We start from the raw sequence: 16,069 nt of genomic DNA, 5'->3' as shown, positions 1-16,069 counted from the left end.
GCCGGCCCTCCCCGCTCCGGACCGGCGGGCCGCGTCGGCGGCGCGGGGGCTCGGCTTCCGGGTCATGTCCGTCATCCCTTCACGGCGCCGGCGCTGAAGCCGGTGATGAGCCACTTCTGGATGAAGGCGAAGACGATCACCACGGGTACGGCGGCGATGACACCGCCCGCGGCCAGTGCCCCCAGGTCGACGCTGTCGGCGCCGATCAGGGTGTTGAGGCCGACCGGGATCGTCTGCTTGTCCTGTTCGCTGAGGAACATCAGCGCGAACAGGAAGTGGTTCCAGCTGTGGACGAAGGCGAACGAGCCGACCGCGATGAGTCCGGGGCGCAGGAGCGGCAGGACGACGGCGCAGAAGGCCTTGAAGCGCGAGCAGCCGTCCACCCAGGCGGCCTCCTCCAGGGAGACCGGCACGTTCTTGATGAATCCGCTGATCAGGATGATCGACAGGGGGAGCTGGAAGACGGTCTCCGCGATGACGACGCTCCCCAGGGAGTTGATCATCTGGAGGTTCTTGAAGATCTCGAAGAGCGGCACGAGCATCAGGGCGCCCGGGATGAACTGCGAGCAGAGCAGGGCCAGCATGAAGGCGCCCTTGATCTTGAAGTCGAAGCGGGCCAGCGCGTAGCCGCCGGCTAGCGCGACCAGGGTCGTGGCGATCAGCGTCGCGACGCCCACGATCATGCTGTTCTGGAAGAAGAGGGCGAAGCTGCGCTCGTTCCAGACCTTGGAGAAGTGGTCCCCCGTCATCGGCCAGGGCACCAGCGAGGTGGAGCCGGCGGGCCGTACGGCGAAGAGGAACATCCAGTAGAACGGGATGAGCGTGAAGAGCAGGTAGACGCCGAGCGGCACGTAGATCTGCCAGCGCGGTACGTCGTCGAAGGCACGCTCGCGCTTCGCGCGGCGGTGCGAGGAGGGCGGCGGGGCGGCGCTGCCCCGGGACGGGCCCGGCGTACGGGCGTCCTTCTTCTCCACGAGTGCGGCGGTCACTTGTTGTCGCCTCCGAACTTGCTCAGGCGCAGATAGACGATCGAGCAGAAGAGGAGGATCACGAAGGCGACGGTGGTGAGCGCGGACGCGTATCCGAAGTCGTGACCCTCGATGCCTGTGTTGGCGACGTAGAGCGGGAGGGTGGTGGTCTCGCCCGCGGGTCCGCCGCCTGTGAGGGTGTACAGCAGGTCGACGTTGTTGAACTCCCAGACCCCGCGCAGCAGGGTGGCCAGGATGATCGCGTCGCGCAGGTGCGGGAGTGTGATGTGGAAGAACTGGCGCAGCCGGCCGGCTCCGTCCACCGACGCCGCCTCGTACAGCTCCTTGGAGACGGACTGCAGGTCGGCGAGGATGAGGATCGCGAAGAAGGGGACACCGCGCCAGAGTTCGGAGACGGTCGCCGCCCAGAAGACGGTCCCCGTGTCGGAGAGCACCGAGGTGCCGTACTCACCGATCCCGGCGTCCGCGAGGTAGCGGCTGAAGCCGGTCGAGGAGTTGTAGAGCAGGATCCAGATGGTGCTGGTCAGCACACCGGAGACAGCCCAGGGCGAGAAGACCATGGCGCGGGATATGCCGCGGCCGATGAAGGTCTGGTTGACGATCAGCGCGAGGGCGAGGCCGAGGGCGAGCTGAAGGGTGACCTGGGTGAAGACCCACTGGGCGCTGAAGCCGAGCGTCGGCCAGAACTGCTCGTCCTCGGTGAAGATCCGGGTGAAGTTGTCCAGGCCCGCGAAGCCGTTCCGCCACGGCTTGGTGACGTTGTAGTTCTGCAGGCTGTAGTAGAAGACGCTGACCACCGGATAGGCGATGAAGCCCAGCATCAGCAGGCCCGCGGGTGCGATCAGCAGATACGGCAGGCGGCGGGGGGTGGCCGAGCGGCGCTTGGAGGCCTTGCCCTTGGGGGGCGGTGTGGCCACGGCTGCGGATTGGGCCATGACGCGTCTCCGTTCTCTGGAAAAGTGCTGGATGTGCCGTTCTTTCGGTGCATGGTGCAAGCGCTTACCGCATGCCGTTCGGTATTCCGGACGGGGCGGTGCGCTGAATCCTTTTCGCCCGGTCAGCCCGCGTACGGGTCGGGCACCTCTCCCTGTCGGGCGAGGAACGTGAAGTCGCAGCCGGTGTCGGCCTGGGTGATCTGGTCCTGGTAGAGCGCCCCGTAGCCGCGCCCGTAGCGGGCGGGCGGTTCGGTCCACCCGGCCCTGCGCAGCTCCAGCTCCTCGTCGGACACCTCGATGTGGAGGAGCCGCGCCTCGACGTCCAGCGTGATCAGGTCACCGGTGCGGACCAGTGCGAGCGGGCCGCCGACGAAGGACTCGGGTGCGATGTGCAGGACGCAGGCCCCGTAACTGGTGCCGCTCATGCGGGCGTCGGAGAGCCGGACCATGTCCCGTACGCCCTGCTTCAGCAGGTAGTCCGGGATCGGCAGCATGCCGTACTCGGGCATGCCGGGGCCGCCCTTGGGGCCGGCGTTGCGGAGCACCAGCACATGGTCCGGGGTGAGGGCCAGGGCCGGGTCGTTGATGGTGCGCTGCATCTCCTTGTAGTCGTCGAAGACGACCGCGGGTCCGGTGTGGCGCAGCAGGTGCGGTTCGGCGGCGATGTGCTTGATGACGGCGCCGTCCGGGCAGAGGTTGCCGCGCAGGACCGCGACACCGCCCTCCTCAGCCAGTGGGTTGTCGCGCTCCCGGATGACGTCGGAGTTGTGGACGAGCGCCCCTTCGAGCTGTTCGCGCATCGTTTCGTGCGTGACGGTGGGCCGGTCGAGGTGGAGCACGTCGGTGAGCCGGGCCAGGAATCCGGGCAGCCCGCCGGCGAAGTGGAAGTCCTCCATCAGGTACTTCCCACCGGGGCGGAGGTTGGCGAGGACGGGCACGGTGCGGGCGATGCGGTCGAAGTCGTCCAGGGTGAGCGTCACCCCGGAGCGGCCCGCCATCGCGATCAGGTGGATGACGGCGTTGGTGGAGCCGCCGAGCGCGAGGACGGTCGCGACGGCGTCCTCGTAGGCGTCCGCCGTGAGGATCTGCGACAGCTTCAGCTGCTGCCACACCAGTTCGACGATCCGGATCCCGGACTGTGCCGCCATCCGGTCGTGACCGGAGTCCACCGCAGGGATGGAGGAGGCTCCCGGCACCGTGACGCCGAGCGCCTCGGCGGCGGCCGTCAGGGTCGAGGCGGTGCCCATCGTCATGCAGTGGCCCGGTGAGCGGGCGAGCCCGTTCTCCAGCTCGCCCATCTCGCAGTCGCCGATCAGCCCGGCCCGCTTGTCGTCCCAGTACTTCCACATGTCCGTGCCGGAGCCCAGGACCTCGTCGCGCCAGTGGCCCGGCAGCATCGGCCCCGCGGGCACGAAGACCGTCGGCAGGTCGACGGAGGCGGCGCCCATCAGGAGCGCGGGCGTCGACTTGTCGCAGCCGCCGAGCAGCACGGCGCCGTCGACGGGGTAGGAGCGCAGCAGCTCCTCCGTCTCCATCGCCAGCATGTTGCGGTAGAGCATCGGGGTCGGCTTCTGGAAGGTCTCCGAGAGCGTGGAGACCGGGAACTCCAGCGGGAAGCCGCCCGCCTGCCAGACGCCCCGCTTGACCGCCTGCGCGCGCTCGCGCAGATGGACGTGGCAGGGGTTGATGTCGGACCAGGTGTTGAGGATCGCGACGACCGGCTTGCCCAGGTGTTCCTCGGGGAGGTAGCCGAGCTGCCGGGTCCGGGCGCGGTGGCTGAACGAGCGGAGGCCGTCCGTACCCCACCACTGGTGGCTGCGCAGCTCCTCGGGAGCGACGCGGCGCCCCTGCGTTCCGGTGCCGGTCACATCGACCACCCGGCGACCAGGCCGGCGACCTCTGCGCGCTGGTCCTCGGGGAGCTCCCGGCTCGGCGCGCGTACGTCGCGGCGGCAGAGGCCGAGGGAGGCCAGGGCCTCCTTGACGACCGTCACGTTGTTGGCGGACTGCCGGTCGGCGCGCAGGTCCTCGAAGCGGCGGATCTGCTCCCAGACCTTCATCGCCGCGAGGTAGTCGCCGGCGCGCAGGGCCTCCAGCATGGCGAGTGAGACACCGGGGGCGACGTTGACGAGTCCGGAGGTGAAACCGGTGGCGCCGGTGGCGAAGTAGGAGGGCGCGTAGAGCTCGGCGAGCCCCGCGACCCAGACGAACCTCTCCAGGCCGGCGTCCCGGGCGAACGCGCCGAAGCGGGCGGCGTCCGGGACGGCGTACTTCACACCGATGACGTTGGGGCAGCTGTCCGCGAGTTCGGCGAGGCGCTCGCCGGCGAGCAGCGGGTTGCGGACGTAGGGGACGACGCCGAGCCCGGGGACGGCCTCGGCGATGGCCCGGTGGTAGTCGACCCAGCCGTCCTGCGAGACGTAGGGGTGCACCGGCTGGTGCACCATCACCATCTCGGCCCCGGCCTCCCCGGCGTGCTCGGCGGCGGCCACGGCGGTCGGCACGTCGTGGCCGACCCCGACCAGGACCGTGGCACGGCCGCGGGCCTCCTCGACGGTCAGCTCGGTGACGGTGCGCCGCTCGTCGGGGGTGAGCGCGTAGAACTCACCGGTGTTGCCGTTCGGGGTGACGATGCGGACGCCGCCGTCCAGCAGCCGTCGCAGCAGGGCGCGGTGCGCCGGGACGTCGATGCTCCCGTCCTCGGCGAACGGGGTCACCGGGATCGCCACTACGTCTGCGAGGGCCGCCTTCAGCGGGGAGAGGTCCATGCGGACTGGCCTTTCGTCGAGGTGCTGGTGGTTCACGCCGTGTCACCCCCGTCTTCGTCGTCGGGGAAGGCACGGCGTACGAACGATGCGATGTGGTCGTGCAGGGCCGCCGCGGCGGCCGTGGCGTCGTCGGCGAGGGCGAGCCGCAGGATCTCCCGGTGTTCGGCCGCCTCGCGCTCCCAGGACGGGATCGCCGACCAGGCGACGGTCGACACGAGTGCGGCCTGGTCGCGGATCTCGTCGAGCATCCGGGCGAGCAGCGGGTTGCCGCAGGGCAGGTACAGCGCCCGGTGGAAGTCCCGGTTGGCGAGCGACCTGTCCGCCTTGTCGATCGCCGAGTCGGCGCGCTCCAGGGCCTCCTGGGCCGCCTCCAGCGAGACCTTGCGGGTGATGGAGCGACGCAGCGCCTCCGGCTCGAGGAGCAGGCGCACGTCGTACACCTCCCGGGCCATGGTCGCGTCGACGAGCCGCACGGTGGCACCCTTGTACTGGCTCATGACCACGAGCCCGGTTCCCGCGAGCGTCTTCAGCGCCTCGCGTACGGGCGTCTTCGACACCCCGAACTGGGCGGCGAGCTCGGTCTCCACGAGCGCCTGTCCGGGTCTCAGCTGCGCGGTGAGGATCGCGTGCTTGATCGCCTCCAGCACGTACTGGGTCCTGGACGGAATCGGGGCAGGCGCAAAGGTCATGGGTGAAGAGCTCTCGCATCTCGCGTATCGCGTCTCATATATGACGTACGAAGTACGACGCGATGAAGCTAGAGCGGTGGGAATGTTTCGTCAACGCTTCTGGCAAAAGAAGTTCGGCGAACACCGGGCCGGTGTGCCGCCGGGGCGGGCCCGCGCACCCCGAACGCGGCCGGCGCAGGCCCCCGGCGAGGGGCCGGGGACCTGCGCTTCGATGGTGGGAACTGCCCGGGATCAGCCGCCGCGGACCCCGGAGAGAGCCTTCGTGACGGCGCTCAGGTCCGGCCCGGAGGCCAGGCCCGCGTGGTAGAGGCGCAGTTGGTTCGCACCGAGCGAGGCGGCGTGCGAGGCGTCCCGCTCCAGGGTGCCGGGGCTGCCGCCCATGCCGCTCACCACGTTGAAGTTCGCGGCCACCACCCCGGGGAGACCCGCGAACGGCCCGAGCACCGCCTCGCGTGCCGCGTCCGCGCCGGTGCAGGGCAGTACGACGCCGTCGGCCGTGGACAGGATGTGGGCGGGGTCCGTCCCCACGTTGGCACCGGTGCGGTGGACGGCGGGGTCGGCGTGCAGCAGGACCTGGAAGTCCGGTCCCGCCGCCGCGGCCCGCACGGCGGCGACAGCGGCCTCCTGGAGGCCCCCGGCCACCTGGCGGCGCCACCGCAGGGTGGCGTCGGCGAGACCGGCGCCGAGCAGCTTCCGCACCCCGGCCCAGCCCTGCTCACCGGATCCGGAGGCGGACCAGACCGGCTCCAGGGCGCGGCGCACGGCGGCGCGCAGCTCCTCGGCGGCGAGCCCCGTCGAGTCGTAGCCGGCCCGGCAGTCGGAGCAGAAGCAGAGGGACATCAGATACTGCGCCGCGTCCCCGAGGGCGACCCCGGAGGTCTTGTCGTGGGCGTGCAGATGGGCGAAGCCGTACCAGCCGCACGACTCCAGCTCGGTACCGGACGTCCCGGGGCGCGCGGCGGCCTCGGCCGCCAGGTCCACCAGGTACTCCCGCACGGCAGGCCGGGCGATGCACGGCGCCCACGGGTAGCGGTCGCCGTAGGCGTTGACGACGGAGGTGTCCGGATGCTCGGCGCCCATGCGGGAGTTGTGCGCGAGGACCACCCAGGAGTGCACCTGGAGACCGGCGCCCGCCAGGGCCTCGGCCGCCTCGGCGTACGGGTCGTCCCCCGCCACCCAGGACTGGGCGTAGGGGCGCAGCTCCCGCCCCGCCCAGCGCGTGGCGTCGGGCGGGTAGAGCACCGCGGCGTGTTCCGCGGTGACGATCCGGCGGCCGGGGTGGCGCGGGGTCAGTGCCCGGGTGGAGTGGTAGGCGGAGGCGAGCGTCACCTGCTGGACGCCGGTGTCCGCGAGGCGGGCCGCGGCGTCCGGGTCCCCCACGACGTCCCAGGGGTACAGGAAGGCGGAGGCCTTCACCTGGCCTCCCCCGCGCGGTACTTGTCCAGCACCGCACGGCCGCTCGCGATGACCGAGGTGAGCTCCTCGACGTGCTCCGCCGGGGGCTCGGTGAGCGGGGTGCGCACCGGACCTACCTCCAGGCCCTCCAGCCGGACGGCCGCCTTCACGAGCGACACGGCGTAGCCGTGGCCCTTGGCCCGCAGTTCGACGAGCGGCCGGTAGAAGTGGTCGAGCAGCGCGTTGACCAGGTCGTCGTCGCCGGACTCCAGCGCCCGGTAGAAGGCCAGGGCGATGTCGGGGGCGAAGGCGAAGACGGCGGAGGAGTAGAGCGTGACGCCGATGCCCCGGTAGGCGAGCCCGGTGAGCTCCGCGGTGGGCAGCCCGTTGAAGTACAGGAAGTCCCCGCCGGGCAGCGCGCCGCGCACGGCGCTGACGGTGCGCTGCATGAGGTCGAGGTCGCCGAGGCCGTCCTTGAGGCCGATGATCCCGGGGGTCCGGGCCAGGGCCACCACGGTCTCCGGGGTGAAGACGGCGTTGTCCCGCTGGTAGACGACCGTCTCCAGCGAGGTTGCTGCGGCGAGGGCGGTGTAGTGGGCCAGCAGCCCTTCCTGGCCGGCGACGACGAGGTAGGGCGGCATGGCGAGGAGCCCGTCCGCCCCCGCCGCCTCGGCGAGCTCGGCGTACCGGATCGCGAGCGCCGTGCCGTAGCCGGCGCCGGCGACGACGGGCACCCGTCCCGCGGCCTCCTCGACGGCCGCCCGGACGACGAGCCGGTACTCCTCGGGGTCCAGCGCGTGGAACTCGCCGGTGCCGCAGCAGGCGAACACGGCGGCGGCACCGGCGTCGATGCCCTTGCGCACGTGCGCGCGGAAGACGTCGAGGGCGACGGCGCCGTCCGGCCCGTAGGCGGTGACGGGGAAGAAGAGCGGCCCGGCTCCAGTGGTGAGTCGGGCGGCAAGGGGGGCTGAGGTCACGGGCGCTCCCTGAGCAGATCCAGGCGTGCACAATTATGATCGGTGTCCATATTTCTGAACGCTGCCACGCTAAGGCAGCCGCGCGGCGCCGGTCAAGACACGAACACCCGACCCCGCGGCGAACCGGTCGGCACGCAGCGACACTTGACGCGGTCCGCCACCTCTTCCTAGCGTGTCCACGCATGTGAATGCCGTCCATGAATTTGAGGCATCGGGCGGTCGTGCGACCGCTGCGTGCCACGCGTACCTTGCTGTCCGTACGTCAGGCCCCACGCGGCTCAGACCCGCACCGTCCACGCACGCCGCGCCCGCGCCCTGCGCCCGCACCGAGGAGATCCACGTATGCCAGCTCCCCGCACCGTCCTTCTCACCGGCGCCGCCGGCGGCCTCGGCACCCTGATGCGGGGACTGCTCCCCGCGTACGGCTACGACCTCCGGCTCCTCGACGTCGCCCCCATCGAGGGCGAGCCGGACGCGGTCACCGCGGACCTCGGCGACAGGGCCGCGCTGCGGGAAGCCGTGCGGGGCGTCGACGCGGTGATCCATCTGGCGGGCATCTCCCTCGAATCCTCGTTCGACAAGATTCTGCGCTCCAACATCGAGGGCACGTACAACCTCTACGAGGCGGCGCGCGAGGAGGGCGTCCGGCGGATCGTCTTCGCCTCCTCCAACCACGCCATCGGCTACACCCCGCGTCCGCTCGCCGGTGACCCGCTGATCCCCGTCGAGACCCCCCGCCGCCCCGACACCTTCTACGGCCTGTCGAAGTCCTTCGGCGAGGACCTCGCCCAGCTCTACTGGGACAAGCACGGCGTGGAGACCGTCTCGGTGCGCATCGGCTCCTGCTTCATGGAGCCGACGTCGGTGCGGATGCTGTCCGTCTGGATGAGCCCCGGCGACGGAGCGCGCCTCTTCCACGCGGCCCTCACCGCCGAGGACGTGCGGCACACCGTGGTCTACGGCTCGTCCGACAACACCCGCCTGTGGTGGGACCTGACGACGGCCCGCTCCCTCGGCTACGACCCGCAGGACGACTCCGAGCAGTACGCGGACAAGCTCGTCGCCGAGCACGGCGAACTGGACCCGGAGAACCCCGACCACGCCCACCTCGGCGGCCACTTCGTCACGAACCCGCCGATCTGGCCCCACTGAGGGGTCCGTACGGGGTCCCGCCCGGAAATCCGCGCGACGTGGCGCGGCGGGACGGGCACCATACCGCCATGCCGAAGCCTTCCGGATTCCAGTACGAGCAGCACGGTGACGCGAGCGTCACCCTCACCCACCACGGCCGCCCCGCGGGCACCCTGCGCGGCGGCCGGGCGGAGAAGTTCCTGGCGGAGGTGGTCTCCGGCGACGCCCAGCTCGTCATGGCCCGCTGGACGGGCGCCTACCGGCACGGCAACGAGCGCACCGCCCGCGAGCACCCCCGCAACCGGGCCCGGGGCGGGCGCTGAGCCGTACGGAGCAAACCGCCGAAGGTAAGGGAACGGCAAAGCCGGGTCGTTCGTTACCCCGTGCATGACCGCAATGACCCCCGGCTCGAACATCCCTCTCTCCGCCGCCCGCGTGGCGGTGGACGTCGCCGCCCCGGTGCGGCTCGACGTCTCGGGCCTGCTGCTCACCGCCGACGGCAAGGTGCGCTCCGACGACGACTTCATCTTCTACAACCAGCCCTCGGGCCCCGGCGTGACCTACCGCTCGGGCGGCGGGTCCGCGCCCGACGCGATCGTCGTGGACACCACGGCGGTCCCCCCGGGCATCGAGAAGATCGTGGTCACGGCGAGCCCCGACGCCGCGGGCCAGACCTTCCAGGGCGTCGAGCCCACCGCCACCGTGCGCAACGCGGACGACGGCACCGCGCTCGCCACCTTCACCCCGCCGCAGCTGGGCGGCGAGACGGCACTGCTGGTCATCGAGATCTACCTGCGCAACGGCGCCTGGAAGGCCCGCGCGGTCGGCCAGGGCTACGCGAACGGCCTGGCCGGCATCGCCACGGACTTCGGCGTCTCGGTGGAGGAGCCCGCCGCGGCCGCCCCGCCCGCACCCGTGGCCCCACCCGTCGCCCCCCCGGCACCGGTGGCCGCTCCCGTGGACCCCCGGATCGCTCCCCCGGTCCCCGCGGCCCCGCCCGCCCCGGCGGGCTCCGGCAAGATCAATCTGGACAAGGGCCGGGTCAGCCTCCAGAAGAACCAGACGGTGTCCCTGGTCAAGGGCGGCAGGCCGCTGCTCTCGCAGGTGAAGATGGGTCTCGGCTGGGAGCCCGCGTTCCGGGGCAAGGACATCGACCTCGACGCCTCGGTGATCGCCTTCGGCCCCGACCGCAGCCACCTGGACAGCTGCTACTTCGGCAAGCTCTCCATCCTGAACGGCGCGGTCAAGCACTCCGGCGACAACCTCACCGGCGAGGGCGCGGGCGACGACGAGGTGATCGTCGTCGACCTCGGCCGGATCCCCGCCGACGCGACCGGTCTGGTCTTCACGGTCAACTCCTTCACCGGGCAGAAGTTCACCGAGGTCGCCAAGGCCTACTGCCGGCTGATCGACGCGGCCACCGGCGAGGAGCTGGTCCGTTTCGACCTGACCGGCGCCGAGCCGCAGACCGGCGTGATGATGGCCAAGCTGATCAAGCAGTTCTCCGGCGAGTGGGAAATGACCGGAATGGGTGAGTTCGTGAAGTCGCGGACCGTCCGCGGCATGGTCAAGCCTGCCGCGAAGGCCCTCTAGCACCCCACCGGCCCCGGAACGGCTTCCGGGGCACCCGACGGGTTTCCCCTCAGGTGCCCCGGATCCGGAGAGTCTCCGGTGGGACGCGTTGCGTGCTCGTCCGCTCCCTCAGAGCTTGGTCAGCTTGGAGTACGGGCTCAGAATCCTCCCCTGGCGCCCGGAGAAGTCGATGAGCACTGCGTCGTTGTCGCCCTCGACAGCAAGGACTCGTCCGAGTCCGAACTGGTCGTGCGACACCCTGTCGCCCACATCGAAGCACTCGACCGGTGGGGCCGCCTGGGCCGGGCGGTTGAAGGGACTGGAAGGCAGGTGACGCCGGGAACCGGCTGACTGTTTCATTACGGTCGAGTATGCGCCCTGTAAGCGCCGGACGCCATGCCCGACCGCTCCGGAGCGGTCAGTAGTACCGCATTCGTAATCAGCGGATCCAGGGCCAGTCCGCGCTCCTGCCCGCTTCCAGCAAGGGCACCATGCGGAACGCCGCGTCGGAAAGCCCCCCGAAGGTGTGGCGGTTCTCGCTTCCCGACGGCGCGTGCCCGACCCGGTACCCGGCGAGGTTCCAGGTGTAGACGGGCACGGTCGGCGGGATGCCCTCGGTCGCGTCGCCGTAGTACGTGAACGAGGCCTGCTCGTCGGTGACGATCAGTACCCGGTCGTGCGCGCGGTAGTGCTTGCGTACCGCCTGCACCGTGTTGGTACCCCCCAGGTTGCCGAAGCGCTCCAGGATCTTCAGCACGGACTCACCCCTGCGGTACTCCACCGCCGAGCTGCTCGTGCCGAACTCCACCAGGTCGGCGTCCGCGGCCCGCAGCGCCAGCGCCGCGCCGAAGACAGCCGCCGCGTCGGCCCGGTTCAGCCGGGAGCGGTCGGACAGCGGCGACCACATCGAGCCGGAGCGGTCGACCAGGATCAGCGTGCGGCCCGGCAGCGCCGGGACGTTCCCCAGGGAGTGCCCCAGCGCCTGCTCCAGCGGGTAGGCCCACCGCAGCGACGGCGCGTGCTGGTACGCCGCGAGGTAGCGGAAGGGGAACTGACGTGAGGCGGCCACGGCCTCCGGGTCGCTGATCCGCGCCGCCACTCCTGCCGCGACCTCGTCCGGGACCCCCGCCTCGTCGAAGTTGCGCAGGTTGCGCACGAGCGCCATCGCGCCCATGGACGGGATCACGGCCTCCCAGGCCGCGGCGTCCATCGGCCCCTGGAGCCAGCCGGCCAGCGCCTCCCAGGTCATGCCGGCCTCGGCCAGCCGCTCCGCGCCGCCGGGCCCGGTGATCACCGCACGACGCTCCGCGGCCGGCACGGCCATGAGGGCCCGGTGGGCGGTCAGTGTGCGGTTCGACGCGGGTGCCTCGGCGTTCTCGGGGTGGTGCCTGCGGTCCAGCGCGTACCGGAACAGATCGCCCTGCCAGGGCTTGGCGGGATCCGGGGCGGCGTGCACCAGGTTGAGTACGTCACCGAAGCGGTAGCCCTTGGTCGCCGTGTCGTACTTCAGCAGCGCCTTGCCGTTCCAGAGCCGCCGCACCGCGTCGGCGATCCCGCGCTTGACCGGCTTGGGCACGGCGCGGCCGTACCGCGAGGTCCAGTACCCGAGCAGCTCGCCGGGCTCGTCCGCGCGCAGCAGCACGGAGTCCACGACCTGCCGGCCGGACGGGCCGTCCACCGCGCCCGCGTCGAGCCGCGCCTTCACGTACTCGGCGGCGCCGACGACCGACGCGGTGCGCATCCGCCCCTCGCGGCGCAGCCAGCGCAGCAGCCCTGCCGTCCACTCCGGGTCCTCTACGGCGAGGGTCCGCACCAGCGCGGCGAAGCGCGTGTCGCGCTCCTCCGCGTCCTCGTGGAAGGTCTCCTGCGACACGAAGTCGGCCACCGCGAGCAGGAACAGCTCGGAGCGGGTGTCGCGGAGGTGTCCCGTGGCGCCCTGGTGGTTGCGGGCGGTGTGCCCGGTCGACCTCACGGGCGAGGTGACGTGGGGACGGGTGAGCCGGGTGTTGAAGCGTGCCATGTGAATTCCCCCGAATTCATGGGAGAGGACACAGCGGAGGAGGGGTGCCCGAGATCAGGAGTCGGCGGCGGTGCTATTCCGATGCTCTGTCCGGTTGAGCTACCGGCCGTGGCCGGGCGGGACTCGAACCCGCAACACTCGGATCAAAGAAGTATCCGTCGCCTGCGCACCGGGCACCCCGGCGCATGTGCCTCCCGAGATCAGGACGGCTGCGGCGTATTTCGGGAAAGGAAGTAGCCGCTGCCTTCGCACCGGGAGGTGCATGGCCATGACTCTAGGAGGACGCACGCGCGGCGCGCGAGGGAATTTCCCGCCCGCGCCGCGTGTGCGGATGTCAGTGCTTGTCCGGCTGACGCTTCCACGGGCCGGTGATGGCGAGCATGATGCCCGGCGTCTGGATGTTGGCGAACAGCGTCTTTCCGTCGGGCGAGAAGGTGACCCCGGTGAATTCGCTGTAGGAGGGGTCCTCCTCCGTGCCGCCGTTCAGCTCGTTGCGCGCGATCGGGTAGGTGCGGCCGCTGTCGGTCGCGCCGAAGAGGTGCTGGACGCCTTCGCCGTCCTCGGCGATGACCAGACCGCCGTAGGGGGACACGGTGATGTTGTCCGGGCCGTCGAAGGCGCCGTCCTTCGAGGGGTCGGCGTTGACGCCGAGCAGCACCTTCAGGGTCAGCGTGCGGCGCTTGGGGTCGTAGAACCAGACCTGGCCGTCGTGCGCGACCGGGCTCTCGCCACGCGCGAAGGAGGAGACGATGTAGGCGCCGCCGTCGCCCCACCACATCCCTTCGAGCTTGCGGGCGCGGGTGACCTGCCCCTCGGTGAACTGCTTGCGGACGGAGACCGTCCTCGCGTCACGGTCGGGTACGTCGACCCAGTCCACGCCGTAGACGGTGCCGATCTCCGTCGCCCGGGACAGGTCGTCGACGAACGCGCCCTTCTTGTCGAAGCACTTGGTGGCCTGCAGGACACCGGCGTCGTCGGCCAGGGTGCGCAGCTTGCCGCGCCCGTGCTTGAAGCCGTGCGGCGGGACCCAGCGGTAGAGCAGGCCGTTGGGGCCGGACGCGTCCTCGGTCAGGTAGGCGTGGCCGCGCTTCGGGTCGATGACGACGGCCTCGTGGGCGTACCGCCCGAACGCCTTGATCGGGCGCGGGTCGCGGTTGGCGCGCTTGTCGTAGGGGTCGACCTCGAAGACGTAGCCGTGGTCCTTGAGGAGGCCGTTCTTGCCGGCCTTGTCCTCGGTCTCCTCACAGGTGAGCCAGGTGCCCCACTCGGTGCTGCCGCCCGCGCAGTTGGTCGAGGTGCCCGCGATGCCGACCCACTCGGCGGTGCGGCCGTCGCGGCGCGTCTCCACGACCGTGCAGCCGCCGGCCGCGACCGGGTCGTACACGAGGCCGTCGGTGAGCGGGACGGGGTGCTCCCAGCCGGCCCGGGTGCCGCTCAGCTCGTGGTTGTTGACCAGGAGGGTGACTCCACGGGCCCCTTCGAAGGCGGCGGTGCCGTCGTGGTTGGAGGGGGTCGGCTCGCCGGTCTCCAGCTTGGTGACACCGCTGTGGGTGAGGACGCGGTACGAGAATCCGGCGGGCAGCGCGAGGATGCCCTTCGGGTCGGGCAGCAGCGGGCCGTAGCCCAGCTCCTTGCCGTGCCCGTGGCCCTTGCCGTCGTCGTGCCCGTGCCCGTCGCCGTGTCGCGCGTCATCGGCTGCCAGGGCGCCGGGGGCCGTGGCCAGGGTGCCGACGGCGCCGGTCAGGGCTATGCCGGCGCCGGTGAGGGCGGACTGTCTGCTGAATTCCCTGCGCGTGATCGACATCGCGGACTCCTGCTGGTGCGTGGCCGGGTGGTTGGCGCGATCACGCTCCCTCCCCCGCACCAACAGGAGTTGAACGACGTGCGACGTCGAGCGGGCCTGCACATCAAACCGTGCCGCGTTCGGGGACGAAGCGGGACACCCGGTGCGGCCCGGGTCGGCCGTCCTGGCCGAAAACCCTCCCGCCGGACGGCCCGCACGCCTCCAGGTGCTCAGGCCCTCACGCCCACCACGGGATGCCCGGTGGTCCGGAGCGGGCGCGCCTGTGACTCCGTGCGGCCGCGGCTCAGCCCTTCGCGCGCGAGCGGGCCTTGAAGGCGGACTTGCGGGCCGCCTTCGCGATCTTCCGGTCCCGGTGCAGCCGCCCCACGGCCTCCAGCACCTCCGCCGTCGCGGGGTGCTCGACCCTCCACGCCTGGTCGAAGAAGCCGCTGTGCTGGCCGGAGAGCCCCTCGACCAGCTCCTGGAGCTCGTCCAGATCGTCGTCGGCGTCCAGTTGCGCGGCGATCGTGTCGACGGCGAGCCAGAAGATCATCTGCTCCGGGGGCGCCGGTACGTCCGCCGCGCCACGCTCCGCGAGCCAGACCCGCGCCAGTCCGCCGAGCTCGGGGTCACCGAGCACGGCGCGCACGGCGGGCTCGGCCTCCGGCCCGACCAGCGCGAGGGCCTGCTGGCAGTGGAGCCTGCGCAGAGGTGCGCGCCCGTCGGCGCCGCGTGCCGCGCCCAGGAGTTCCGCCGCGGCCGCCTCCGCCCCTTCAGCCCCGCGCCGGCCGAGCCAGAGGCCGACCTCGGTGCGCGCGGCCTCCTCGGGGTAGTACGCGATGCCGTCGAGGAGGACGTCGGCGCCCTTGTCCGCGAGGTCACCGACGGCGGGGGCGTCCACGCCCGCCTCCAGCATCCGCTCCCGGATGCCGTAGAGACCGAGCGGGGTCAGCCTCACCATGCCGTAGCGGGTGACGTCCTCGTCGTCGGCGGGCGGCGTCGCCTCCTCGCCCTCCTCGGTCAGCAACGCCTCGTCCACCGGCCGGTATTCGACGATCCCGATGGGGGCGAGGACCCGGAACTGGTCGTCCAGCCGCATCATGACCTCGGACACCTGTTCCAGGACGTCGTCGGTGGGCTCGCCCATGTCCTCGGGCACCACCATGGACGCGGCGAGAGCGGGCAGCGGCACGGGGCCGTCCGCGGGGCCGGCCTCCGAGAGCGTCAGCAGATAGAGGTTGCCGAGCACTCCGTCGAGGAACTCGGCCTCCTCCTCGGGGTCCCAGTCCAGGGCGTCGAAGTCGACGCTGCCGTCCTCGCGGACGAGGTCGGCGAAGTCGTCGAAGGCCGGTGCGGTGGCGTCCGCGTGCACCGCATCCAGGCCGTCGAGCCAGATCGCGAGGACGTCCTGCGGCGATCCGGAGGTCAGCAGGCCCAGGTTCTCCCCTGCCGTGACGGTGCCCTCCGCGTCGCCCTCGGCGTCCTCGTCCTCCGGGTCCTCGACGTCGAGGAGCCCCGTGTCGACGGCGAGGCGCCACGCCTCGCTGGCGTACGCCGCGCCGTCCTCGTCGTCGCCGAGGCCCAGGTGCTCGGCTGCCGCGGGCAGTTGCGCCTCGGCGAGCTCTCCCCCGGCGCCCACCCGGGTCGCGGGGCCGGCCCAGCGGGCGAGGCGGACGGCCCGGGCGAGCAGCGGAGCGGCCAGCGCGTCCCGTGCCAGCTCGGCCTCGGTGTGCAGCCGCACCGGCGGCAGGGAGGGGCGCTCTGCGGACATCAGGGGGTTCTCCTCGGGGCGTGCGCGGGATGTGGGCAAA

Annotated in this window: 14 protein-coding genes; 3 read left to right on the top strand and 11 right to left on the bottom strand. The window is 71.6% G+C overall.

Annotated features, from left to right (window positions below; translation table 11 throughout):
• Positions 1-71: 71 nt before the first annotated feature.
• The 7 genes from LWJ43_RS25760 to LWJ43_RS25730 all read right to left on the bottom strand — a co-directional run bounded on the left by LWJ43_RS25760 (position 72) and on the right by LWJ43_RS25730 (position 7,752).
• Complete coding sequence (locus LWJ43_RS25760; RefSeq protein WP_277334580.1) at positions 72-989, bottom strand: carbohydrate ABC transporter permease; 918 nt, start codon at positions 987-989, stop codon at positions 72-74.
• Positions 986-1,924, bottom strand: coding sequence for a carbohydrate ABC transporter permease (locus LWJ43_RS25755; protein ID WP_277334579.1), 939 nt, complete (start codon positions 1,922-1,924; stop codon positions 986-988). Before LWJ43_RS25755 ends, LWJ43_RS25760 begins: the two co-directional genes overlap by 4 nt.
• A gap of 122 nt (positions 1,925-2,046) precedes the next feature.
• Complete coding sequence (gene araD / locus LWJ43_RS25750) at positions 2,047-3,792, bottom strand: L-arabinonate dehydratase (RefSeq protein WP_277334578.1); 1,746 nt, start codon at positions 3,790-3,792, stop codon at positions 2,047-2,049.
• On the bottom strand, positions 3,789-4,691 hold the full coding sequence (locus LWJ43_RS25745; RefSeq protein WP_277335992.1) for a dihydrodipicolinate synthase family protein: 903 nt from the start codon (positions 4,689-4,691) through the stop codon (positions 3,789-3,791). The genes araD and LWJ43_RS25745 overlap by 4 nt, the downstream gene beginning before the upstream one ends.
• Before the next feature lie 32 nt (positions 4,692-4,723).
• Positions 4,724-5,380, bottom strand: a complete 657-nt coding sequence (locus tag LWJ43_RS25740; protein WP_277334577.1) for a GntR family transcriptional regulator — start codon at positions 5,378-5,380, stop codon at positions 4,724-4,726.
• A 231-nt stretch (positions 5,381-5,611) separates the two neighbouring features.
• Positions 5,612-6,796: a hypothetical protein gene (locus LWJ43_RS25735; protein ID WP_277334576.1), complete on the bottom strand. Its 1,185-nt coding sequence runs from the start codon at positions 6,794-6,796 to the stop codon at positions 5,612-5,614.
• Positions 6,793-7,752, bottom strand: coding sequence for a 5-dehydro-4-deoxyglucarate dehydratase (locus LWJ43_RS25730; protein ID WP_277334575.1), 960 nt, complete (start codon positions 7,750-7,752; stop codon positions 6,793-6,795). Before LWJ43_RS25730 ends, LWJ43_RS25735 begins: the two co-directional genes overlap by 4 nt.
• A gap of 342 nt (positions 7,753-8,094) precedes the next feature.
• Here LWJ43_RS25730 and LWJ43_RS25725 point away from each other — a divergent pair, with 342 nt between their 5' ends.
• The 3 genes from LWJ43_RS25725 (at position 8,095) to LWJ43_RS25715 (ending at position 10,476) form a co-directional block, all read left to right on the top strand.
• On the top strand, positions 8,095-8,904 hold the full coding sequence (locus LWJ43_RS25725; protein ID WP_277334574.1) for an NAD-dependent epimerase/dehydratase family protein: 810 nt from the start codon (positions 8,095-8,097) through the stop codon (positions 8,902-8,904).
• Between the two features lie 68 nt (positions 8,905-8,972).
• A complete protein-coding gene (locus LWJ43_RS25720) occupies positions 8,973-9,206 on the top strand; it encodes a hypothetical protein (protein ID WP_277334573.1) in 234 nt (77 codons plus the stop codon).
• 64 nt (positions 9,207-9,270) lie between these two features.
• Positions 9,271-10,476 (top strand): TerD family protein, encoded by a 1,206-nt coding sequence (locus tag LWJ43_RS25715; protein WP_277334572.1) that lies wholly within the window; start codon positions 9,271-9,273, stop codon positions 10,474-10,476.
• 108 nt (positions 10,477-10,584) lie between these two features.
• Here LWJ43_RS25715 and LWJ43_RS25710 read toward each other — a convergent pair whose 3' ends face one another.
• The 4 genes from LWJ43_RS25710 to LWJ43_RS25695 all read right to left on the bottom strand — a co-directional run bounded on the left by LWJ43_RS25710 (position 10,585) and on the right by LWJ43_RS25695 (position 16,029).
• On the bottom strand, positions 10,585-10,815 hold the full coding sequence (locus LWJ43_RS25710) for a hypothetical protein (RefSeq protein WP_014156926.1): 231 nt from the start codon (positions 10,813-10,815) through the stop codon (positions 10,585-10,587).
• Positions 10,816-10,894: 79 nt separating this feature from the next.
• Positions 10,895-12,475: a TROVE domain-containing protein gene (locus LWJ43_RS25705; RefSeq protein WP_277334571.1), complete on the bottom strand. Its 1,581-nt coding sequence runs from the start codon at positions 12,473-12,475 to the stop codon at positions 10,895-10,897.
• 334 nt (positions 12,476-12,809) lie between these two features.
• Entirely contained in the window at positions 12,810-14,279 is a 1,470-nt protein-coding gene (locus tag LWJ43_RS25700) for an alkaline phosphatase PhoX (protein ID WP_277334570.1), read from the bottom strand.
• A gap of 283 nt (positions 14,280-14,562) precedes the next feature.
• A complete protein-coding gene (locus LWJ43_RS25695; protein ID WP_277334569.1) occupies positions 14,563-16,029 on the bottom strand; it encodes a hypothetical protein in 1,467 nt (488 codons plus the stop codon).
• Between the last annotated feature and the right edge of the window lie 40 nt (positions 16,030-16,069).

It is taken from the genome of Streptomyces sp. JH34, assembly GCF_029428875.1.
In the GTDB taxonomy this organism is placed as follows: domain Bacteria; phylum Actinomycetota; class Actinomycetes; order Streptomycetales; family Streptomycetaceae; genus Streptomyces.
The sequence above is the reverse complement of the archived record's forward strand: the minus strand, read 5'-3'. Positions and strand labels throughout refer to the sequence as shown.

Bases quoted from the DNA above. Each gene is read 5' to 3' on its own strand.
- LWJ43_RS25755 (WP_277334579.1), bottom strand. From the start codon at position 1,924: ATGGCCCAATCCGCAGCCGTGGCCACACCGCCCCCCAAGGGCAAGGCC.
- LWJ43_RS25745 (WP_277335992.1), bottom strand. From the start codon at position 4,691: ATGGACCTCTCCCCGCTGAAGGCGGCCCTCGCAGACGTAGTGGCGATC.
- LWJ43_RS25740 (WP_277334577.1), bottom strand. From the start codon at position 5,380: ATGACCTTTGCGCCTGCCCCGATTCCGTCCAGGACCCAGTACGTGCTG.
- LWJ43_RS25725 (WP_277334574.1), top strand. From the start codon at position 8,095: ATGCCAGCTCCCCGCACCGTCCTTCTCACCGGCGCCGCCGGCGGCCTC.
- LWJ43_RS25720 (WP_277334573.1), top strand. From the start codon at position 8,973: ATGCCGAAGCCTTCCGGATTCCAGTACGAGCAGCACGGTGACGCGAGC.
- LWJ43_RS25715 (WP_277334572.1), top strand. From the start codon at position 9,271: ATGACCGCAATGACCCCCGGCTCGAACATCCCTCTCTCCGCCGCCCGC.
- LWJ43_RS25710 (WP_014156926.1), bottom strand. From the start codon at position 10,815: ATGAAACAGTCAGCCGGTTCCCGGCGTCACCTGCCTTCCAGTCCCTTC.
- LWJ43_RS25705 (WP_277334571.1), bottom strand. From the start codon at position 12,475: ATGGCACGCTTCAACACCCGGCTCACCCGTCCCCACGTCACCTCGCCC.
- LWJ43_RS25700 (WP_277334570.1), bottom strand. From the start codon at position 14,279: ATGTCGATCACGCGCAGGGAATTCAGCAGACAGTCCGCCCTCACCGGC.
- LWJ43_RS25695 (WP_277334569.1), bottom strand. From the start codon at position 16,029: ATGTCCGCAGAGCGCCCCTCCCTGCCGCCGGTGCGGCTGCACACCGAG.